The 22,182-nt window shown below is 63.5% G+C and carries 19 protein-coding genes; 6 read left to right on the forward strand and 13 right to left on the reverse strand.

The window, feature by feature from the left end; all coding sequences use genetic code 11:
- Positions 1-3 precede the first annotated feature (3 nt).
- From PQR42_RS27105 to argS, 6 genes are all read right to left on the reverse strand, one after another.
- Positions 4-1,590, reverse strand: coding sequence for an ABC transporter substrate-binding protein (locus tag PQR42_RS27105; RefSeq protein ID WP_408389004.1), 1,587 nt, complete (start codon positions 1,588-1,590; stop codon positions 4-6).
- 261 nt (positions 1,591-1,851) lie between these two features.
- Positions 1,852-2,670 carry a cobalamin-binding protein gene (locus PQR42_RS27110; protein ID WP_408389002.1) on the reverse strand — a complete coding sequence of 273 codons (819 nt, stop codon included), beginning with the start codon at positions 2,668-2,670 and terminating at the stop codon, positions 1,852-1,854.
- A gap of 3 nt (positions 2,671-2,673) precedes the next feature.
- Complete coding sequence (locus tag PQR42_RS27115) at positions 2,674-3,453, reverse strand: SDR family oxidoreductase (protein ID WP_408220005.1); 780 nt, start codon at positions 3,451-3,453, stop codon at positions 2,674-2,676.
- Between the two features lie 15 nt (positions 3,454-3,468).
- The gene (locus PQR42_RS27120) at positions 3,469-4,107 is read right to left on the reverse strand and encodes a thiol:disulfide interchange protein DsbA/DsbL (protein ID WP_408220008.1); all 639 of its coding nucleotides are present in this window, start codon (positions 4,105-4,107) and stop codon (positions 3,469-3,471) included.
- A gap of 172 nt (positions 4,108-4,279) precedes the next feature.
- On the reverse strand, positions 4,280-5,089 hold the full coding sequence (locus PQR42_RS27125) for an SPOR domain-containing protein (RefSeq protein ID WP_408220011.1): 810 nt from the start codon (positions 5,087-5,089) through the stop codon (positions 4,280-4,282).
- Between the two features lie 61 nt (positions 5,090-5,150).
- Entirely contained in the window at positions 5,151-6,941 is a 1,791-nt protein-coding gene (argS, locus tag PQR42_RS27130) for an arginine--tRNA ligase (protein WP_408389000.1), read from the reverse strand.
- A 435-nt stretch (positions 6,942-7,376) separates the two neighbouring features.
- On the opposite strand from argS, the gene PQR42_RS27135 reads away from it, so the two are divergent.
- The gene (locus PQR42_RS27135) at positions 7,377-7,703 is read left to right on the forward strand and encodes a DUF1840 domain-containing protein (RefSeq protein ID WP_408220017.1); all 327 of its coding nucleotides are present in this window, start codon (positions 7,377-7,379) and stop codon (positions 7,701-7,703) included.
- A gap of 143 nt (positions 7,704-7,846) precedes the next feature.
- Here PQR42_RS27135 and PQR42_RS27140 read toward each other — a convergent pair whose 3' ends face one another.
- The 7 genes from PQR42_RS27140 to PQR42_RS27170 all read right to left on the reverse strand — a co-directional run bounded on the left by PQR42_RS27140 (position 7,847) and on the right by PQR42_RS27170 (position 16,176).
- Positions 7,847-8,056, reverse strand: coding sequence for a hypothetical protein (locus PQR42_RS27140; RefSeq protein WP_012431543.1), 210 nt, complete (start codon positions 8,054-8,056; stop codon positions 7,847-7,849).
- Positions 8,057-8,216: 160 nt separating this feature from the next.
- The gene (gene metH / locus PQR42_RS27145) at positions 8,217-10,934 is read right to left on the reverse strand and encodes a methionine synthase (protein WP_408388998.1); all 2,718 of its coding nucleotides are present in this window, start codon (positions 10,932-10,934) and stop codon (positions 8,217-8,219) included.
- An 84-nt stretch (positions 10,935-11,018) separates the two neighbouring features.
- Positions 11,019-12,089, reverse strand: a complete 1,071-nt coding sequence (locus tag PQR42_RS27150; protein WP_408388996.1) for a homocysteine S-methyltransferase family protein — start codon at positions 12,087-12,089, stop codon at positions 11,019-11,021.
- Positions 12,090-12,374: 285 nt separating this feature from the next.
- On the reverse strand, positions 12,375-12,632 hold the full coding sequence (locus tag PQR42_RS27155) for a BTH_I0359 family protein (protein WP_007179533.1): 258 nt from the start codon (positions 12,630-12,632) through the stop codon (positions 12,375-12,377).
- A 117-nt stretch (positions 12,633-12,749) separates the two neighbouring features.
- The gene (locus tag PQR42_RS27160; RefSeq protein ID WP_408388994.1) at positions 12,750-13,538 is read right to left on the reverse strand and encodes an alpha/beta fold hydrolase; all 789 of its coding nucleotides are present in this window, start codon (positions 13,536-13,538) and stop codon (positions 12,750-12,752) included.
- 185 nt (positions 13,539-13,723) lie between these two features.
- The gene (locus PQR42_RS27165) at positions 13,724-15,007 is read right to left on the reverse strand and encodes a DUF3108 domain-containing protein (RefSeq protein WP_408388992.1); all 1,284 of its coding nucleotides are present in this window, start codon (positions 15,005-15,007) and stop codon (positions 13,724-13,726) included.
- A gap of 275 nt (positions 15,008-15,282) precedes the next feature.
- The gene (locus PQR42_RS27170) at positions 15,283-16,176 is read right to left on the reverse strand and encodes an IclR family transcriptional regulator (protein ID WP_408388990.1); all 894 of its coding nucleotides are present in this window, start codon (positions 16,174-16,176) and stop codon (positions 15,283-15,285) included.
- 128 nt (positions 16,177-16,304) lie between these two features.
- Here PQR42_RS27170 and PQR42_RS27175 point away from each other — a divergent pair, with 128 nt between their 5' ends.
- The 5 genes from PQR42_RS27175 (at position 16,305) to PQR42_RS27195 (ending at position 22,042) form a co-directional block, all read left to right on the forward strand.
- The gene (locus PQR42_RS27175; RefSeq protein WP_408388988.1) at positions 16,305-17,288 is read left to right on the forward strand and encodes a fumarylacetoacetate hydrolase family protein; all 984 of its coding nucleotides are present in this window, start codon (positions 16,305-16,307) and stop codon (positions 17,286-17,288) included.
- A gap of 252 nt (positions 17,289-17,540) precedes the next feature.
- Positions 17,541-18,776 (forward strand): ABC transporter substrate-binding protein, encoded by a 1,236-nt coding sequence (locus PQR42_RS27180; protein ID WP_408220047.1) that lies wholly within the window; start codon positions 17,541-17,543, stop codon positions 18,774-18,776.
- Between the two features lie 49 nt (positions 18,777-18,825).
- On the forward strand, positions 18,826-19,713 hold the full coding sequence (locus tag PQR42_RS27185; RefSeq protein ID WP_408388986.1) for an enoyl-CoA hydratase/isomerase family protein: 888 nt from the start codon (positions 18,826-18,828) through the stop codon (positions 19,711-19,713).
- A gap of 82 nt (positions 19,714-19,795) precedes the next feature.
- Complete coding sequence (locus PQR42_RS27190; protein ID WP_408388984.1) at positions 19,796-20,602, forward strand: PhaM family polyhydroxyalkanoate granule multifunctional regulatory protein; 807 nt, start codon at positions 19,796-19,798, stop codon at positions 20,600-20,602.
- A 567-nt stretch (positions 20,603-21,169) separates the two neighbouring features.
- Entirely contained in the window at positions 21,170-22,042 is an 873-nt protein-coding gene (locus PQR42_RS27195) for a ferritin family protein (protein WP_408220056.1), read from the forward strand.
- The last annotated feature ends 140 nt before the right edge of the window (positions 22,043-22,182 follow it).

The following is a 22,182-nucleotide window of genomic DNA, read 5'->3' on the forward strand; positions in this document are numbered from 1 at the left end:
CAACTACTGCACCGCCACCGTCCCAAAGTTCTGCCGTCCAAACGGACTCACGTGATAACCGCTCACATTCGTGCGCGTGATCGCCGCAGCAGTCGGATACCCAAGCGGAATCCACAGCGCCTGATCGTGAATGATCTGCTGCGCCTGTTCATACGCCTTCGCGCGCTTGGCCTGATCCGGCGTAGCCTTGCCGTCGGCGATCAGCTTGTCCAGGTCCTGATCGCAGAAACGCGCGAAGTTGATCCCCGACTTGACCGCATTGCAACTGAACAGCGGCGACAGGTAGTTGTCCGGATCGCCGTTGTCGCCGGCCCAGCCCATGAAGAGTGAATCATGCTGGCCCTGTTTGGCCTGTTTGATCAACTCGCCCCATTCGATCACCTTCACGTCGGCCTTCACGCCGATCTTCGCGAAGTCGGCTTGCAGCAGTTCGGCGCCCGCCTTCGGATTCGGATTCAGCACGCTGCCGTTCGGCCGTACCCAGATCGTCGTTTCGAAGCCATTCGGATAACCCGCGTCGGTGAGCAGTTTCTTCGCCTTCGCCGGGTCGTACGGCCACGCCTTCACGGCCTTGTCGTAGCTCCACGTGTTCGGCGGATACGGGTTCACGGCCGGCGTCGCCGTGTTGTCGAACACGGTCTTCAGATACGTGGTGCGGTCGAACGCCATGTTCAGCGCGGCGCGCACCTTCTGGTTGTCGAGCGGCTTCTTCTGCGTGTTCAGCGCGACGAACGCCGTCATGAACGCGGGCGTCTGCACGATGGCGAGCGACTTGTCGCCTTTTGCGTCGGCGAGATCCTGCGGCTTGGGCGACAAAGCGATCTGACATTCGCCCGCCTTCACCTTCTGCGCCCGCACCGTGGCGTCCGGCGTGATCGCGTAGATCAGGCGGTCGATCTTCGGCTTCGGGCCCCAGTAAGTCGGGTTCACGTCGTAGCGGATCACTGCGTCTTTCGTGTAGCTCTTCAGTTCGAACGGACCGGTGCCGATCGGCTTCGAATTCAGATCGACCTGTTTGCCGGCCTTGAGCAACTGGTCGGCGTATTCGGCCGAATAGATCGAGGCGAAACCCATCGTCAGGATCGACACGAAGGTGGCGTCGGGCGCGTTCAGCTCGAACTTGACGGTGTTGTCGTCGACCTTGCTGATGGACTTGATGAGCTTCGGCAGACCCATCGACTGCGCATGCGGGAAGCCGCTCGCACCCGTCACCTTGTGCCACGGATTGCTGTCGTTGAGCATGCGGTCGAACGTGAAGACGACGTCGTCGGCGGTGAGCGGCCGGGTGGGCTTGAAGTAATCGGTGGTCTGGAACTGTACGTTCGGGCGCAGATGGAACGTATAGGTGAGGCCGTCGGCGCTCACGTCCCACTTGTCGGCCAGCGCCGGCACCACTTTCTTCGCGGCCTCGTCGTACGAGACCAGCGAGTTGAAGATCACGTCGGCCGACGCATTCGTCGTGACGAGCGAATTGAACTGCACGACATCGAAGCCGTCGGGGCTCGACTCGGTACAGACGGTCAGCGGTTTGGCGAGCACGAGCGCGGGCGCCGTGAACAGTACGGCGGCTGCGAGCAGTTTGAAGCGCATAGGATCTCCCATAACAAGCGCAGTCAGGCAGTGCGTCTGGTTGTGTGGTTATATTCCGTTGACGAGGGACGGGCGGCCTGCGGCATAGCCGTCGTCTTTATTGTGATACGTTTCCGGCGCTGGCGCATGGGTCGGGTAATGCCGCCTACGCGCGCGTGGGCCTTCGCGAAAGCTTATCGAAGGGTGGTTGCGGCGACAACAACATAATCCGCATATTGATATGAAGCGGGCCGTCTTGTGGCGTCGTGCCCCCGTACGTGCTCAGACTGCCCCGGCGCGCCGCATCAAATAAGCGATACCTTCGATCGCACGTACGCCGTACCACGACACCATTTCCCCATCGATCAACTCGATGCGCTTGCCGGCCAGGCGCCGATCACGTTTCAGCGCGTCGCAATGGACCTGCGCAAAGCGATACGGCTCGCTGGAGAGCAGGATGCGGTCGACCTGGTCGAGCCACGGCGCGGTGTCGAAATCGAGCGTCGGGTAACGCGCGGCGCCTGCCGCACCGCCTTGCACGTCCGGCAGCGTGTGCCAGTTCACTAGCCGTAGCATCGTCGAGATATAGGTGTCGCGCGCCACGGTCATCCACGGCTCGCGCCAGATCAGATACAGCACGTTTTGCGGAATGAACGCTTGCGCTGCCGCCTCGTGCAGAGAGGCCTCAAGTGCTTCGCTCAGGCGCTGCGCTTCCTGCGCTCGATCGAAGATCGCGCCCAGCAGCGTGTAGAGCGCCAGATTGTCCCGTGGTGTCCGCGGATGTGTCACGACGATATGCGGCACGAACACGCGCAATTGCTCGACCGTATCGCGTTCGTTTTCGTCGATATTGACGATCAGATGGGTAGGGCGCAACGCGCGAATGGCGTCGAGGTTCACGGCCTTGGTGCCGCCGACCTTGCGTACCTGTTGCACCTTGTCATGGGGATGCACGCAAAAGCCGGTGCGGCCGACAATCTGGCTGTCGAGCCCGAGCGCGAACAGCAGTTCGGTGATGCTCGGCACCAGCGAAACGATGCGCGCCGCGGCGCCCGCTGGTTCGTGCGCGACGCCGGCTGCATCGACCGCACGGGATTGCATGGCTTACTCGGCTTCGGCGGCGGCGCGCGGCTTGCGCGGCGCGCGTTCGAACGCGCGGTCGTAGAGCCAGCGCGGCAGCACGTGCAGCAGCATGGCCACCACGCGCATCTGCCAGGGAAACACCGCGAACGCCGTTTGACGCTCGATCGCCTGCGCCACCTTGACGGCGAAACGGTCGGCGTCCATTAGAAACGGCATGGTGTACGGGTTGTGCTCGGTCATGGGCGTGCGGATATAGCCGGGCGCGATGGTGACCACGCCGACATCATGCGGCCGCATTTCGACGCGCAACGCTTCCAGATACTTGAGCGCCGCCGATTTCGACGCGCTGTACGCGCCGGAGCCCGGCAAGCCGCGCACACTCGCGACGCTGGCGATACCCACCAGCGTGCCACGTTTCGCGGCGATCATCGCGGCGGCAAACGGCTCGAAGGTCGCAACCATGCCGAAGTAATTGATATCCATCACTTCGCGGAAGGTACGCAGATCGCCGTGACCGGTGACCGCGCCGCGGCTGATGCCGGCATTGGCGATCACGACGTCCGGCAAGCCGTGCCGCGCGATGAACTGCGCAGCGGCGTCGGCAAGCGCTTCGGCGTCGCGCACGTCGACGGAATAGATGGAGACGGTGTTTTGCGGATGGGACTGCTGGAAGGCGGCGAGGGCGTCGCCGCGGCGGGCAACGAGGCCAAGAATCGCGCCGCGCCGCGCATATTCGGCGGCGAGCGCGAGGCCTATGCCACTCGAGGCGCCGGTAATGAAAACCTTCAGGGGTGAACTCATTCCGGCGCCTCGGCTTTACATCTTCTTGGCGCGGACCTGCGCGACCAGGTAGTCCAGCACCTGGATCGTGCCCGGCAGGCTGTTGGTCGCAGCCGGGCCGGTTTCATACTTGCCCTGCACGGCCAGCGTCGGCACGCCGTCGATCTTGTAGTCATCCAGCAGCTTCTTGTCCTTCTGCAGCGCGCTTTGCGTCGAGAACGAGTTGTACGCGTCCATGTACTTCTTCGGATCGACGCCGTTCTTCGCAAGGAATTTGGCCTGATCTTCCGGCGTCAGCAGGTAGTCCTTGTTGACGTGAATTTCATTGAAGACCTTCGGCGTGAGTTGCGCAGCAAGGCCGAGCGCGTCGAGCGCGTGGTACATCTTGGAGTGCGGAATGAAGTCGTCACGGAAGGCGACCGGCACGCGCTTGAACACCACGTCCGGACCTTGCTTCTTCACCCACGCTTCGAGGTACGGATCAAATTCATTGCAGTGCGGGCAGCCGTACCAGAAGAATTCGGTGACTTCGATCTTGCCGGCCGGCACGTCGGTGGGTTGCGCGGTGGACAGCACGGTGAAATCCTTGCCCGACACCGGCGCGGTCGGCGATGCCTGTGCCGAGGCGGCAACGAGGCCCAGCGAGAGGAACAGAATGCTCAGCAGTTTCTTCATGTTGTGTTGACCCAAGTAGGCGTAAAACGGTGGCGCCACGCAAATGCCCGTCACCGTCTTCAAGATTCGGCGTTGGACGGTTTGAACCGTCCGTCGTGTTTGTGACACGCGCCGCACGCCGATAGTTCGGCGGCGGCGCGTCCCGGCAAATCACCGTAGGTTTATTGTTGGCTTATTGCTTCGTAAAGCGGATCACTGCGGTATCCACGCCCGCGTCCGACAAACGCTGACGGCTCGAATTCATGTCTTCGAACTTCGAGAACGGCCCGATACGCACGCGGTAATACGTGACGCCGCCGGCATCGCGCTGCGTGACTTTCGATTCGAACCCCTGGAAGGCGAGACGCGCGCGCTGCTGTTCGGCGTCCGCCGAGGTCTTGTAGGCGCCCACTTGCAGGAAGTAGCCGGTGTTCGCATCGCCCGGCGCCGGCGCCGCGCCCGAACCGGGCTTGGCGTTGGCGGCCGTGGCGGACGAGTTGCTCTTCGGCGCCGAACCTGCCGCGGTGGCGGCCGGTGCGCTGGACGCTTGCGGCTTCTTCGCCGGCGTGGTGGCCGTGCCGTTGCCGTTGTCCTGCGCGGGTTTCGGCGCAACCGCCGTGCCGTTCGCGTTGCCGTTAGCCGGCGGCACCTCGACGATCTGCGGTTCTTCCAGCATGCCCGACTGCGTCTGCGAGTTGGTCTGGCCCGGCGCGGTGTTCGGCGGCGCCGGCTGCGCGGCTTGCGGCACCGGCTGCCCCGGCGTCTTGCCTTGCAGCGGACGGTTCGGATCGTACTGCGGCTGGCTCGCGCCCGAATCGGGTGCCGCCGGCGGCGCCACCTTCGAGACGAATGGCGTGGGCGCACGGGTGATATACAGCGCCACCACTACCGCGATCGCAAGGCCGACGATCAGGCCCAGCACGATGCCGAGAAAAGTCCCCCCGGTTTGTTTCGATTGCTTTGTTGTGCGGCGTGGTTTTGCCATCGTATGAATCACCTGCAAAAAGAATCCTGGAACGGCCGTCGATTATAACGACGGCCGCATGCATGTTGCGCCGGAGGACTTACATCTTGACGGGAGCGGAGACGCCGATCGTCGCGAGACCGTTGGCCAGCACTTGACGCGTGGCCGCGAGCAGCGCGACGCGTGCATTGCGCTCGGCCGCATCGTCGACCAGCACGCGCTCGGCTCTGTCATTGTAGAACGAGTGGAATTCCCCGGCGAGGTCGCGCAGATAGAACGCGACCGCGTGCGGCGCGAGTTCGTCGGCAGCGTGTTGCAGCATGTCCGGGAATTCGGCGAGCTTGTTCAGCAGGGCCATGGCGCGTTCGCTGGTGAGGGGCGAAACGTCCACGTCCGCCAGCGTGCTTTCGTCCGTGCTGTAGCGCGCCTTGCACTCGGCGATGACCGAGCAGATCCGCGCGTGCGCGTATTGCACGTAATGCACCGGGTTCTCGTCGTTCTGCTTCAGCGCGAGGTCGATGTCGAACACGAATTCCGTGTCGGCCTTGCGCGAGATCAGGAAAAAGCGCACGGCGTCGCGGCCACGGCGAATCGTTTCCTCGTCGATCAGATCGACGGCGGCTTCCGAGCCCGGCGTCGCGCCGCCCGACCATTCGATCAGATCGCGCACCGTCACGTAGCTGCCGGCGCGCTTGGAGATCTTCACCTCTTCGCCGTTGCGCATGACCGTGACCATCTTGTGCAGGATGTAGTCGGGATAGCCCTTCGGAATGCCGATGCCGAGACCCTGCAGGCCGGCGCGCACCCGCGCGATCGTACCGTGGTGGTCCGAACCCTGAATGTTGATGACCTTGGTGAAGCCGCGTTCCCACTTGGCGACGTGATAGGCGACGTCCGGCACGAAGTACGTGTAGGTGCCGTCGCTCTTGCGCATCACGCGGTCTTTGTCGTCGCCGTCGTCGGTGGTGCGCAGCCACAGCGCGCCTTCCTGTTCATAGGTCTTGCCGGCGGCGATCAGCGCCGCGACGGTCTTCTCGACCCGGCCTTCCTTATACAGCGACGACTCCAGGTAGTACTGGTCGAACTTCACGCCGAACGCCTGCAAGTCCATGTCCTGTTCGCGGCGCAGGTACGCCACGGCGAAGCGGCGGATTGCTTCGAGGTCTTCGACGTCGCGCGCGCCGGTGACCGGCTCGCCGTCGCTCGCGGCCACGGTGGCGCCGCTCAGATAGTCTTGCGCGATCTCGGCGATGTACTCGCCGTTGTACGCCGAAGCCGGCCAGCCTTCGTCGCCGGGAGCGAGACCGCGGGCGCGTGCCTGGGTCGACAGTGCGAGGGTCTGGATCTGCACGCCGGCGTCGTTGTAGTAGAACTCGCGATGCACGTCCCAGCCTTGCGAAGCCAGCACGTTCGAGAGCGCGTCGCCGAGCGCCGCCTGACGGCCGTGGCCGACATGCAGCGGGCCGGTCGGGTTGGCCGAGACGAATTCGATCAGCACATGCTTGCCGGCGTCGCGTTGCGAACGGCCGAAGGCCTCTTTCTCGGCGAACACGGCGGCGATCACCGCCTGCTTGGCGGCGGACGCGAGGCGCAGGTTGATGAAGCCGGGGCCGGCCACTTCGGCGGCTTCGATGAGGCCCTTTGCCTGCGGCTGCGCGAGCAGCGCATCGACGATCTGTTGCGCCAACTGGCGCGGATTGGCGCGCAGCGGCTTGGCGAGTTGCATCGCCACGTTGCACGCGACGTCGCCGTGCGCGGCGACCTTGGGACGCTCCAGCGTGATGGTGGGCGACACGAACGCGGCTTCGGTCGCGCCTTGCGAGGCGGTCGCGACCTGCTTCACCGTGTCGGCGAGCAATGTTTCGAGGGTATGTTTATGTGCAGGCAGCATGCTTGTTGCGAGTCCAGTGAGGCAATCCGGTGATGCGGGAGAGGCGCCGGCCGCGCGGCAGGCGCGTCCGGTTCGTCAGAAGCGTGGAAAGCGGCATGCATTAGCCGAAGCGCAGCGGTCGCAATGGGTGCGTTATCAGGCACGTTGCCTGCAACGCATCAAGTGCGGTGCGCGGCGGCCTGCCGTGGCGTTGGCTGGCGCGGTATGCGGATTGCGCCCAACCGGCCGAGCCACGGCTACCTGCGCTTCGCCGCGCGGTGCATTGCGGCATGCTTTTCCGTCCAGACGGATTTTAGCAGGTGCTAATATGTTCAATGAGATGCCCAACAAGGGCCGTGGCCGCCGCGCCTGATCGGCGGGCCAACGTAACGCGCGCTAGCAGCCGCCTTTCAGCCGCTCGCACGCCAATCCAACATAACGAAAAAGGGAACAGTCATGTTGATTACTTTCAAATGCCGCGCCAGCCCGGACGTGATGATGCTGGAAAATCTTGCCCAGTATCTCGTCGGCATCGTCGGCAAGCGGCTGGGTGAACGCGGCGTCATCACTCACGACGAACTGGGCCCGGCCATCGAGAAACTCGAAGCAGCGATTTCCGTCGACAAGCAGGAACGTGCCGAGCACGACGGCCATTTCCACGAAGGCGAAGACGGCCACGAGCATCATGAGATTCCGCCGGGACTCGCGCAGCGCGCGTATCCGTTCCTCGACATGCTGCGCGCGGCGCAGAAGGAAAACGCGGATATCGTTTGGGGTCTCTGATCCCACGCTGAACCGCTGTGCGCGGCGTTCGAAAGAGCTGCGGCGCCCGGCGGCGCGAAACCTTGCGCACCAATGAAAAGAGCCCGCTCGATGCGGGCTCTTTGTCGTTCAGAGATCCAAACTGACCGGCGCTGCCGTGTTGCTTACTGGCTGGCGGCGTCCGCCGGCGCGGCCGCGGGAGCCGACGCACCCTTCTTCGCTTTCTGTTTCTTCGGTTTCTTGACGTGTTTCACCGTGGGCGGCGAATACGAACTGACCGAGCTGGAACCGCCAGGCGCGGCGGGCTGGGCCAGCGCCGCCGTGGCGCCCAGGGCAAGCGAAACAGCGGTCAACAACAGCGTCAGCTTCTTCATACGATTTTCTCCGTTGACGATTTGCAATTAGTAAGCCGACGCGTTTTGGCCGCGTCTGGCGGGGTCAAGCCGCCTCAGTCTACAAAGCCGAAAATTACGTTGCCGCAAATATTCAGTCTTTCAAGGCCGATATAGTGGGTTTCCCGCCACGTCCGACGGCTTACAGCAAAGGCGCCAAGGCCCGTTCCGCATCCGTTTTCGACAGCGACATGCGCTTTGCGTAGTCTTCCAACTGGTCCTGGCCGATCTTGCCGACCGAGAAGTAAGTGCTGTCCGGATGCGCCAGATAGAAACCGGAGACGCTCGCCGCCGGCAGCATGGCCAGCGATTCGGTCACGCTCATGCCGATTTCGGTGGCGTGCAACACGTCGAACATATCGCGCTTCACCAGATGATCCGGGCAGGCCGGGTAGCCGGGCGCCGGACGGATGCCGTGGTATTTTTCCGCGATCAGGTCGTCATTGGAGAGCGTTTCGGCGTTCGCGTAGCCCCACAGGTCGCGCCGCACGCGCGCATGCAGCGCTTCCGCGAAGGCTTCGGCGAAACGGTCGGCGAGCGCCTTCAGCATGATCGCGCTGTAGTCGTCGTGGTCCTTTTCGAACTGCTTTTCCTTCACGTCGACGCCGAGACCCGCCGTTACCGCGAACATGCCGATGTAGTCGGCCACGCCCGAGTCCTTCGGCGCGATGAAGTCGGCAAGCGAGCGGTTCGGCCGCATCACGCCGTCCACCACCGGGCGCACGCTTTGCTGACGCAGATTGCGCCACGTGAGCGCGACTTCCGAGCGCGATTCGTCCGTGTAGATTTCGATGTCGTCGTCGTTCACCGTGTTGGCCGGCAGCAGCGCGATCACGCCGTTTGCTTGCAGCCAGCGGCCCTGGATCAGACGCGCGAGCATCGACTTGCCGTCCGAGAACACGCGCCGCGCCGATTCGCCGACGATTTCGTCGTTCAGGATGGCCGGATACGGGCCGGCCAGGTCCCACGTCTGGAAGAACGGACCCCAGTCGATATAGTTCGCGAGGTCGCTCAGATCGAAGTTCTTGAACACGCGGCGGCCGATGAACTTCGGCTTGACCGGCTGGTAGCCCGCCCAATCGACCTTGGTCTTGTTGGCGCGGGCTTCGGCCAGCGTGACCATCGGCAGCGCTTTCTTGTTGGCGTGCTGATCGCGGATCCGGTCGTAATCGGACTTGAGTTCGTCGAGGTACTTCGCCGCGCCCTCGTCGGAGAGCAGGCTCGACGCCACGGAGACCGAGCGCGACGCGTCCGGTACATAGACCACCGGTCCTTCGTAATGCGGCGCGATCTTCACGGCAGTGTGCACGCGCGAAGTGGTCGCGCCGCCGATCAGCAGCGGAATCTTCTTGATGCGGAAGTAGTCGTCGCGCTGCATTTCCGACGCGACGTATGCCATCTCTTCGAGGCTCGGCGTGATCAGCCCGGAGAGCCCGATAATGTCCGCGCCTTCGACCTTCGCCTTGGCGAGAATGTCGTTGCAGGAGACCATCACGCCCATGTTGACCACTTCGAAGTTATTACACTGAAGCACCACCGACACGATGTTCTTGCCGATATCGTGCACGTCGCCCTTCACCGTGGCGATGACGATCTTGCCTTTCGCGCGCACGTCGGCGCCGGCTTCGGCCATCAGCTTCTTTTCTTCTTCGATGTACGGAATCAGATGCGCGACGGCCTGCTTCATCACGCGCGCCGACTTCACCACTTGCGGCAGGAACATCTTGCCCTGACCGAACAGGTCGCCGACGATGTTCATGCCGTCCATCAGCGGGCCTTCGATCACATTGATCGGGCGGCCGCCATCCGCGGCGATTTTCGCACGGACTTCCTCGGTGTCTTCGACGATGAAGTTGGTGATGCCATGCACGAGCGCATGCGACAGACGCTTCTCGACCGGCTGGTTGCGCCACTCGAGGTTCTCTTCCTTCTTCGCGGCGCCGGTCTTGAACTTGTCGGCGATTTCGAGCAGCCGGTCGGTGCCGTCTTCACGACGATTCAACACGACGTCTTCGACACGTTCGCGCAATTCGGGATCGAGGTCGGCGTACACGCCGAGCTGGCCCGCGTTGACGATGCCCATGTCCATGCCCGCCTGGATCGCGTGATAGAGGAACACGGTATGGATCGCTTCGCGTACCGGATCGTTACCGCGGAACGAGAACGACACGTTCGACACGCCGCCGCTCACCTTCGCGTACGGCAGATTCTCTTTGATCCAGCGCGTGGCGTTGATGAAGTCGACGGCGTAGTTGTTGTGCTCTTCGATGCCAGTTGCGATCGCGAAGATGTTCGGGTCGAAGACGATATCTTCCGGCGGGAAGCCGACTTCGTTCACCAGGAAGTCATACGAGCGTTTGCAGATTTGCGTCTTGCGTTCGAAGGTATCGGCCTGGCCTTTTTCGTCGAATGCCATCACCACCGCGGCCGCGCCGTAGCGGCGAATCAGGTTCGCGTGGTGGCGGAACGCGTCTTCGCCTTCCTTCAGCGAGATCGAGTTGACGATCGCCTTGCCTTGCACGCACTTCAGGCCCGCTTCGATCACTTCCCATTTCGACGAGTCGATCATGATCGGCACGCGCGCGATATCCGGTTCCGACGCGATCAGATTCATGAAGCGCACCATCGCCGCTTTCGAATCGAGCATGGCCTCGTCCATGTTGACGTCGATGACCTGCGCGCCGTTTTCGACCTGCTGGCGCGCGACGGCGATCGCGTCGTCGAACTGGTCGTTCAGGATCATTCGCGCGAACGCCTTCGAGCCGGTCACGTTGGTGCGTTCACCGACGTTGATGAAAAGCGTCCCGGATGTGACGTTGAACGGCTCGAGGCCGGAAAGGCGCATGGTGTGATCGGTCATGGCGTATGTGCTCGATTGCTGCGATTAAGTGCGTCGTGTTCGATAGCGGAAGTGCGGTGGCGGCTCAGCGAGGCGCAGCTGGACTCAGGCTGCGTCGCGGTATTGCGTCGGCCATTGGCGCGGCTTCACTTCAGCCAGCGCCTGCGCGATCGCCGCAATATGCTCCGGCGTCGTACCACAGCAACCGCCGGCGATATTCACCAGCCCAGCCTGCGCGAATTCCTTCAGCAAGCCCGAGGTATCAGCGGGCAGTTCATCAAAGCCCGTATCGCTCATCGGATTCGGCAAGCCGGCGTTCGGATAGCACGACACATAGGTATCGCACAGCTTGGCCAATTCAGCGATATACGGGCGCATCAGTGCCGCGCCCAACGCGCAATTCAAACCGAACGTGAGCGGCTTCGCATGACGCAGCGAATTCCAGAACGCTTCAACCGTTTGCCCCGACAGAATGCGGCCCGACGCATCGGTAACGGTGCCGGAGATCATGATCGGCAAACGCTCGCCGGTGTCTTCGAACAGTTCGTCGAGCGCAAACAGCGCAGCCTTCGCATTGAGCGTGTCGAAAATGGTCTCGACGAGGAACAGATCGGCGCCGCCGTCGAGCAGGGCCTTGGCTTGCTCGTAGTAGGCCGCGCGCAGTTCGTCGAACGTCACATTGCGCGCGCCCGGATCGTTCACGTCAGGTGAAATGCTCGCGGTCTTCGGCGTCGGTCCGATCGCGCCGGCGACGAAGCGCGGCTTGTCGGGCGTCGAATACTTGTCGCAGGCGGCGCGCGCCAGTTTCGCCGACTCGAGATTCATCTCGACCGCAAGCGCTTCCATGCCGTAGTCCGCCTGAGCGACCGTGGTCGCACCGAACGTGTTGGTTTCGATGATGTCCGCGCCCGCCGCCAGATACTGCTCGTGGATCTCGCTGATGATCTGCGGCTGCGTGATCGACAGCAACTCGTTGTTGCCCTTGATGTCGCGCCCGTAGTCCTTGAAGCGCTCGCCGCGATAGCGGGCTTCGTCGAGCTTGTAGCGCTGGATCATCGTGCCCATTGCGCCGTCGAGGATCAGGATGCGCGACTTGAGCAGCGCGGGCAGCGCCGTGCCGCGCGTGTAGGCGGCGTCGGGACGGACTGGCGTGGCGGTTTGAGCGGGCTGGTTCATGGCGGACGAGGGCTTGCGCCGGCTTTTTCGGGAAACCTGTCATTGTAGCCGCTGCCGGACAGATCCGCCCGGCGCGGGCGGGGCAGCTACACGCGCTGTCGAGGCGCGCTGCATAAAACGCAACGTTGAGGCGGCATGGCAAAGAAAACGGCCCAGCGAGGCAAAAGCCTGCTGGGCCGCTTCATATTTGCCGACCGACTTGTAAAAGCCGCCGGGTTACCCGGTTACGGGGCCGGACGGCGCGGTCGATGTATGTCGCCAAAAACGTTAAATCAAACCCTGCGGTTAGTGAAGGATCACCGGTTGATGCATCAGGCTGTCGAACTGGCCGAGGAATTCGTCTACTTCATCCAGCGACGGTTCCTCTTCGATCAGCTTCTGCACGTGCTCGCGAAAACGCGCCGCCATTGCTCCGTCGATATAGATCTCACGCTGCATGTTTTTGTCGACGATCTCGTAGCCGCCTGACTTCATGGCCAGCGGGCCTTCCTGCGGCGGAAACTCGACGACACAATAGTTGGGGCTGTTGTAGATCATTTGCATGGCGACACTCCTTATTTCCGTTGGCTCCTGGCCATTCCTGCGCCATAGGTGGAGCGTATGGTTTGGAATTCAAGGGGTGGGTCCGGATTGACGCTTGTAAAGTCCCGAACCTACCGGTTAGACCGGCCTTTCAAGAAACGTTTCAAGCAGTGCAGCAAAACGGTGAGATTGCTCGATGGGCGCGAGATGAGCGGCATCCAGCAGTTCGAAACGTGCGCCTTCGATGGCGTCTGCTATTGCCTGTGTAGAAGCAGGCGGCGTGCCCGTGTCGTGGCGGCCCGCCACGGTCAATGTTGGGCATCGGATTGCTCCCAGCTTACTGCGTACGTCGAAATCGCGCAGGGCTTCGCACGCCATGGCGTAGCCTTCTGACAACGTGTGGGTCAACACGTCGCGGATCTGCTCGACCGCTTCGGGGTGCGCGGCCTGAAAATCGGGCGTCAGCCAGCGGCCCAATGTCGCGGGCACGAGCGACGCCATGCCGTCGCGGCGGGCCGCCGCGGCCCGCAGATCCCACGTGGCACGGGCTTCCAGCGGCGTGCCGGCGCTGCTGTCGGCGATCGTCAAGGAGTCGACGCGCGCAGGATGGTCGAGTGTGAATTGCTGCGCGATCATGCCGCCCATCGACATGCCGACCAGATGCGTGCTGGGTGCGTCGAGTGCATCGAGCAGCGTGGCGAGATCGTGTGACAGATCGGCGATGCTGAAGGGCGCGCCGGATGCCGCGGTCTTGCCGTGGCCGCGCACGTCGTAGCGCAACACCGTGTAGTCATCGCGGAAATAGCCCGCGAGCTGGTCCCACACGGACAAATCACCGCCGAGTTGGTGGATGAACGTCAGCCACGGGCCGCCGCCCTCGTTGCTCAGCACATAGCGCGTCTCGATACCGTTGATGTTCACTTGCATGCGGGCTCCTTTGAAGGGGAACGCAGTGGAAGGAGCCGTTCGCGCGCGCTGTGTCCCATCTGGTCTGGGCTATACGGCTGATCTATATACGCAGCATAGGCGCGAACGGTTGCAGCAGGTGGTGCGAGTCGGCCTCGTTGCGGAAGTTTCGCCGGTTTGATGGAGACCTAGTTCGGATTCGTCGCTTAGGGTTTGATGATGCCGGGTGTAGTGGCGGAGTCGGTCGGATCGACCGGCGACGATCGCGTGGCCTCGGGCGTAACTGCCGATGCTGCCGGAGCTGAAGCGTTGGTCGAAATGTCAGGGGAAGCCGTGCTCGCGTCGCCATTGCTGTTGGAAGCACTGTCGGCCGTGTCGGCATTGAGTTTGCCACGCCACACCAGTTCGAATTGCGTGCCGTTCGGTTCCGTCTGAACGATCCGCGCAGGCAGCCAGCCGAGCGACGGCGCAAGCCACACGTCGATGCGGCGCAGATCGCCATCACGGCGGGGCAGGCGCTTGAAATGCCGCGTGTCGAGGAAGCCTTGGGCCGTGCGGATGGTTTCGTCGCCGATCGTCTCGACCGGCCAGTTTTCGCCGCTATCGTTATCGACCACGAAGAACTGTCGCGTCACGCCCGGCTTGTAGGCGCCCGGGTCGCCGCGCACGAGGCTGGCGAGTTGCATCACCATGCTGAAACGGTCCTGCGCGCCGTCGGGCAACGACAGCGTGGCCGGGGTGCGCGTAAAAGCGATCTTTTTGTCAGTGCGGTTGAAGATCGCGATGTCTTCCGGCCGGCGGCCGCGCTTTTCGACGTACTGGTCCGGCGCGAGGCCGAATGCGTCGATGCGGCCATGGCTCGAGTAGACGAATGTGCCGACGAAAGGCAGCGGCACGGAGACCACCATTTCGTAGCTTTGGGCGTTGCTGCTCCAGTGGATCGTACCGGGCTGGTTGCGCACGCCGTTATAGAACGTGTCGTATTGCAGTTCGCCCGATGGCGGGACGGAGAACTTCACTCCAGGCGACGCTTGCGGCGCGCTCGCGGTAGCGGGCGCGCTGGCTGCGCCGGCGGCGCTGGCTTTGGATGCCGCGTTGGGGCCTGCGGCGGCCGTGGCGCTTGCCACGGCGTCAGATGCCGCGGCAGGTGCCGCCGGCGCGGTTTGCTTTGCCGGCTGCAGGGCGGTCAGCACATGTTCGCGCGGCTTGCTCGCCGCGGCGTGGCGCGCCGGCGCCGGTTCAGGCGCGGGCGACGCGGCGGCCGGTTTGCGTTCGATACGTTCGGGCGTCAGCAACGCGACCTGCACGGGCACATGCTCATTGTCAGAGGGATTGAGCGTCGCGCGATTGCGCTCGACCCATTGCGCGGCGATCCAGTGCAAAACGGCGACGATCAGCAGCACCACGATCCAGCGCCACACGCGCAAACCGGTGCGCGGCCCGCTGGGCGGCGTGCGATCGGAACGGCGGGTGACGGGGGCAGAGGACATCGGTCAGTGAATGTGTGCGGGCGGGAGGCTTTGGGATCGACGAGCGGAGCGTGCGGTGGTCATTGCGAAAAAGGCGCCAGGCCTGCTGCCTGATGCGTACGAGGCCGGCGGCGAACCGATTCGACCGCATAGCCGCGAGCGATGTTCCGCGCGGGTGAAAAACTGCGCACGTTCAAGAGCCGGAACAGCACACGCAGCGTCGTTGCGCCGTGCCCGCCGACGGAGTTCGCGTCAAACCCTGCAATGCGCCAAGCGCCCACCGCGCAACATCACGCCTATTCGTCGCGTGGCGACGCACTATACCCCAGCTCATACGAGAGCTTTTGCGCGCAGTCGCGCAACGCCGTATCGATCTCGCCGCCCCAGCGAATATCGAATGCGCCTTCATGGCCGAGCGCGACGAGGCCGAGCGCGAGTTCGCCGGTCGAATCGAACACCGGCATGCAGAACGCGTGAATGGTCGGCAGCAACATGCCTTCCACGCGCGCCGCCTGATGTTCACGCACTTGCGCGAGGACCTGTTCGACTTCGTCGCGCGTGCGCGGGCCGCCCATATGCGACGAGCGGCGCGAATCCGCCAGTTCACGTTCGAGCATCGCAGCGGTCTTGCTCACCGGCAGATACGCGGCGAACAGCAGGCCCGTGGCGGAACTGAGCAGCGGCATCACGTCGCCGAGTTTCAGCGATGCCTTCGCCGGATAGCTCGATTCCATCCAATGCACCATGGTCGGCCCCTGATTGCCCCACACGGCGATGCCTACGGTGAGATCGAGCCGGTCGCGCAATTCGGACAGCGCGATGCGCGCGAGTTTGACGCCGTCGACGCGAGCCAGCCGCGCGAGTCCCAATTGCAACGCGAAACCGCCTAGCTCGTAACGGCCCGACAGCGGGTCTTGCGACACCACACCGAGGCGCAGAAAACTCACGAGATAACGATGCGCTTTCGCCGGGCTCATGCCGGCACGCTGGGCGAGATCGCGCAGCATCATGGCGCGCGGCTCGTGGGTCAGCACGTCGAGCAATTTGAAGCCGACTTCGATCGACTGGATGCCCGAGCGCAGCTTTTCCTCGCCGCTCTCGACGCTTTCGTCGTCGGGTTCGGTTGGGTCGAGCGGCTCAGCGGAGTCGGCGTCGGTACGGATCGCGCCGGAGCGGGCAGTTGGAGGCATGAGCGGGGCGCACGCAGCGCATTCAAAAAGTGATACACGGATGAGGCAGGTCGCAGCCACTTGGGCCGCGCCGATTCACCATCGTAGAATACATTCCCTCTATCGTCACCAACACGGTTCATTCCTCTATGAAACTTGCCACGCTGAAGGACGGCACGCGCGACGGCCAACTGATCGTCGTGTCCCGCGACCTGCACACGGCGGCTGTCGCCGACGCGATCGCGCCAACGTTGCAGCGCGTGCTCGACGACTGGGCCTTCTACGCGCCGCAACTGCACGATCTGTACGACGCGCTCAATCAGGGGCGCGCGCGCAACACCTTCCCGTTCGACGCCAAGGAATGCATGGCGCCGCTGCCGCGCGCGTTTCAATGGGCCGACGGCTCGTCGTATGTGAACCATGTCGAACTGGTGCGGCGCGCGCGTGGCGCGGAAATGCCGCCGGAATTCTGGACCGATCCGCTGATGTATCAGGGCGGCAGCGACGACTTCATCGGGCCGAAAGACGACGTGCTGTGCGCGTCAGAAGCATTCGGTATCGACTTCGAGGCGGAAGTCGCCGTGATCACCAGCGATGTGCCGATGGGCGCCACGCCCGACCAGGCGCTCAGAAGCGTGCGTCTGATCACGCTCGTCAACGACGTGTCGCTGCGCAATCTGATTCCCGCCGAACTCGCGAAAGGCTTCGGCTTTTTCCAGAGCAAGCCGGCCACGTCGTTCGCGCCGGTCGCGGTGACGCCCGACGAACTCGGCGAACACTGGCGCGAAGGCCGCGTGCATCGGCCGATGATCGTCCACTGGAACAACAAGAAAGTCGGCCAGCCGGACGCCGGCACCGACATGGTGTTTCACTTCGGCCAGTTGATCGCGCACGCGGCGAAGACACGCAATCTGCGCGCGGGCGCGATTGTCGGCTCGGGCACGGTGTCGAACAAGGACGCCAAGCGCGGCTATTGCTGTATCGCGGAGAAGCGTTGCCTCGAAACCATCGAGCACGGCGCGCCGCAGACCGAGTTCATGAAGTACGGCGATACGGTGAAGATCGAAATGTTTGACGAAGCGGGGAAGTCGATTTTCGGCTCGATCGACCAGGGCATCGCGCCGCTGGATTGAAGCACCGCTTTTGTGCGGAACACGGCGTCGCGGCCGCGTCCGCAGCGCGCCACGCCGGATTCGAAAGGGTTTCGCCCGATGCCGCGGTGAGTGCGCGCGGCTACACTGACTGGCGCGACGGCATGGCCGGGGTGGCTGACTGTGGGTGCATCGCAGGACCGTCGCGAAGCCGCGTGTGAACGGCAGGCGAGCAGGGCATGAGCCGGGACATCGGCAGCACATCAAAACGAAAAACCGACGTGAGGAGACAGCATGCCGCGAATCGAATCCCTTGAACCTGGAACCCGGCGCGCTAGCGCATCCAACAACCTGCGCCTGTCGCCCTCGCGCAATCGGCTCGCGCGCCGCGCCGTTGCGCTATGCGCGGCGCTTGCCGGCGTGTTGCCCGGCATCGCGTTGGCGCAAGTGAAAATCGGCCTCGTGTTATCGCTCACCGGGCCGGCCGCGTCGCTCGGCATTCCCGCGCGCGATACGGTCGCGCTGCTGCCCAAACAGATCGGCGGTCAGAGTGTCGAATACATCGTGCTCGACGACGCGTCCGACACGACCCAGGCCGTGCAGGACACCAAGAAGCTGATCTCCGAAAATCACGTCGACGCGATCATCGGTTCGTCGATCACGCCGAATTCGCTGGCGATGATCGACGTGGTCGCCGAAGGTCAAACGCCGATGATCTCGCTGGCGTCGTCGGCGAAAATCATCGAGCCCGTGGATGCGAAACGCCACTGGGTCTTCAAGACGCCGCAAACCGACGCGATGATGGCGTCGGCGATTGCCGAACATGCCAGCCTGCACGGCGTCAAAACCATCGCGTTCATCGGCCAGGCCGACGCGCTCGGCGAGACCTTCTACACCGAAGTCGCGAAGTTCGCGCAACTGCATCACATCAGCATGGTGGCGAGCGAGCGCTTCAATCGCACCGATCCGAGCGTGACCGGCCAGGTCCTCAAGATTCTCGCGACGCATCCCGACGCGGTCGTGGTCGGCGCGGCCGGCACGCCCGCCGCCTTGCCGCCGAAGACGCTCAGGGAACGCGGCTACAAAGGCATGATCTATCACAATCACGGAGTCGGGAATAACGACTTCCTGCGCGTGTGCGGCGCCGATTGCAACGGCACGTTCCTGCCCGCGAGTCCGGTGCTGGTCGCCGCGCAACTGCCGGCGGATCATCCAGCCAAACGGCTCGCGCTCGACTACATCGCGCGCTTCGAAGCGGTGCGCGGCGCGGGCAGTGTCTCGGCCTTCGGCTCATACACGTGGGACGCGGGCATGCTGCTCGGCAATGCCGTGCCGATCGCGCTGAAAAGCGGCGCGCCGGGCACGCCGGAATTTCGCCGCGCACTGCGTGATGCACTCGAGGCGACGCGCGGTCTCGCGGACACCAACGGCGTCGTCAACATGAGCGCCACGGATCACCTCGGGCTCGATCAACGAGCGCGTGTGATGGTCGAAATCAAGAATGCGAAGTGGGTTTATCAGCCGCGTTGAATGAGCGCGGCACGGTTCAACCGACACACCGACACACGGATTGCTCATCATGTCTCAGGCACCACACCGTAACGACGCGTTTTACGCGCACTACCAGTCGCTCCAGTTGCATCGCCATCCGCACGGCGTGCTCGAAGTCGTGATGAGCGGCGAAGGCGCCAACAAGAGCGCGCTCGCCACCGCCAACGCGCGCATGCACTTCGAACTCGCGGAGATCTGGCGCGACATCGACCGCGATCCCGATACGCGTGTGGCGATCATTCGCGGCGAAGGCAAGGGCTTTTCGGCGGGCGGCGACCTGCAGCTCGTCGAAGACATGGCGACCGATTTCGACGTGCGCGCGCGAGTGTGGCGCGAGGCGCGCGATCTCGTCTACAACGTGATCAATTGCAGCAAGCCTGTTGTGTCGGCCATGCACGGACCGGCGGTGGGTGCCGGGCTCGTGGCGGGGCTGCTCGCCGACATCTCGATCGCGACGAAGACGGCGCGCATCATCGACGGGCATACGCGTCTTGGCGTGGCCGCCGGTGATCACGCGGCAATCGTCTGGCCGCTGCTGTGCGGGATGGCCAAGGCCAAGTATTACCTGATGCTGTGCGAGCCGGTGAGCGGCGAGGAGGCTGAGCGCATTGGCCTAGTCTCGCTCGCCGTCGACGAAAACGATCTGCTGCCCAAAGCATTCGAGGTCGCGCAGAAGCTGGCCAACGGCTCGCAAACGGCGATCCGCTGGACCAAGTACGCGTTGAACAACTGGCTACGTTCGGCGGGACCGGCGTTCGATACGTCGCTCGCGCTGGAATTCATGGGCTTTGCCGGGCCGGACGTGCGCGAAGGCGTGAACTCGCTGCGCGAGCGGCGTGCACCGAATTTCGGCGGCGCCGACCCGTGGCGCGCACCGCCGTCGAACGGCGGCGCGACAGGCGGCGAGCGCTCCTGAGGTCCCTTCCCGCACGGTATGATCGAAACAGACGCGCGCGGGCCGGCGCCCCTTCCTAACTTGACGCAGCGAGGCGACAACCATGACCGATACTTCTAACTCCACGCCGCCCTTTCCCGGCTTTCCCGGTTTTCCGCCCGCTGAAATGCTCGAACGCATGTGGGGCATGATGCGGCTCTCGCCGTTCGGCTCAGCTTTTTCCGGCGCGCAGCCGGCCGGCGGCGGCCTCGGACCGTCGCTCTCGATGATGTCCGACATGATGGCGCCGCTCACCAACGTCGAGGAACTCGACAAGCGCATCACCGACATGCGCGCGGTCGAGCAATGGCTCAAGCTGAATCTGAGCATGCTGCAGTCCGCGATTCAGGCGCTCGAAGTGCAGCGCGCGACGCTCGCGACACTGCGCGCGTTCGGCGCTTTCGCGCAGTCGTCGATGGCGCAACCCGCGGCGGAGTCGGCCGCACCGAGTCCCGCGCCGGCGACGGGCTGGCCGCATCCGGCGGCGCCTGCCCCGGCGCCAGCGCAAGCGGCTTCGGCGAGCGCTTCGTCGGCTGAGGAACCGGCCGGCGGGGAAGAGGAGGCGCCGGCCACGCAGCCATTCGACGCATCCGCGTGGTGGAATCTGCTGCAATCCCAGTTCAACCAGATCGCCCAGTTCGCGATGACGCAACCGCCGGCCGCCGGTGCGGGTGCCGAGGCATCTGATTTTGTGCCCGACGATGCGGCCGCTTCGGCAGCCGGCGGCGAGGCAGCGGCCGACGCACCGCAGGCGCCGGCACAAGACGCGGAGTCCGCGGCCAGGCGACCGGCGGCGAAGCGGGCGCCGGCGGCCGCGAAGCGTGCGAGCGGTGCAAGCGCCAGCCCGAAAGCCACGAAAAAGTCTATTTAAAGGCAGGAATGAAACGCGCTGGCGTGACGCGGGTGTCGATGCTGCACAGAAAAGGCGAGTTCGCCGTCTGTCATGGTTTTGACCCCGATCGTCCGCCACACTCCGCGAATCGCGCGTTTTCTTGCGCAAGGTCAGCCGGGCACCGGAATTGCGGGTGTTACGGTGCGAGTTCGGTCAGGTCAGCGTGCTATCATTGTGTAAGCTTTATTTTGGCTTTTGGGCGTGCGCTGAAAACTACCAATCCAGCCGCCCTTGCTCCTTTTACCGTCGGCAACACCGGCGCAGGGCTGGACGGTGCGGTTTTCATCGCAAACTGGCTCGACCTCAGGCACAGGGTATCCCTCACCCACGGTTGGCCGCGCAGCGCGTAACGTAGGGGTAGTCGCGCATGCGCAAACGCCTGGACTTCTTTGCCGTCAGGTGCATCTGGGCGGCCGATTACCGCGTAAAATTGAATGCTTGGCCGGCAAACGGTGCACATATGGGTGCGATCCGTTCGTCGTGAGCAAAAGTGCTACACGTAGCAGCAACAGACACACACAGTATGCGCAGAACAGGGGTGGGACTATGAACACCATGCTTTATCCGGAACTTTATAAATCGCTCGAATCCGTTCGATGGGACATGGAGAAAGACATTCCCTGGGACAAGTTCGATGCATCGCTATTGACCGACGAGCAGGCAGCGACGATCAAGATGAACGCGATCACCGAATGGTCGGCGTTGCCCGCCACGGAAATGTTTCTGCGTGACAACCATCACGACAGCGATTTCTCCGCGTTCATGAGCGTGTGGTTCTTCGAAGAACAGAAGCATTCGCTGGTGCTGATGGAATATCTGCGCCGCTTCAAGCCGGAAATGTGTCCGACCGAGGAGGAGCTGCACGCCGTGCGCTTCGAATTCGATCCGGCGCCGCCGCTCGAAACGCTAATGCTGCACTTCTGCGGCGAAATCCGCCTGAATCACTGGTATCGCCGTGCCGCCGAATGGCACACCGAGCCGGTCATCAAACACATCTACGAAACCATCTCGCGAGACGAAGCGCGTCATGGCGGCGCGTATCTGCGCTACATGAAGAAGGCGATGGCGCAAACCGGTGACATCGCGCGTGCCGCGTTTGCGAAGATCGGTGTTCTGATGGCATCGGCTCGCCGCACGGAAAAACCGCTGCACCCGACCAACCTGCACGTGAACCAGGCACTGTTCCCGCGCGACACGATTCAATCGCGTCTGCCGGATCCGGAATGGCTCGAACGCTGGCTCGACGAACAGATCCGTTTCGACGACGGCTGGGAAAAGAAAGTGGTCGAGCGCATTCTGCACAACCTGTCCATTCTGTTCGAGCGCACGTTCAACACGGCGCAGGAACTGAACCGCTACCGCAAGGAAGTGGTCGCGCGTCTGCAGGCCGATCAGAAGACGGCGGAACAGCCGGCCTGATGGTCGCGAACAGGTGACTCGGGTTCGCGGCGCCGCGCGCTGCGAACTGGTTTGAAAATGTTTATGGACGGCCTGGCGCGTTTATGTGCGCCAGGCCGTTTTATTTCATGCGGCCCATCGTGTATGGTGACGGCACCTTC

The sequence above is a fragment of the Paraburkholderia sediminicola genome, from assembly GCF_046027355.1.
Taxonomy (GTDB): Bacteria; Pseudomonadota; Gammaproteobacteria; order Burkholderiales; family Burkholderiaceae; genus Paraburkholderia; species Paraburkholderia sediminicola_B.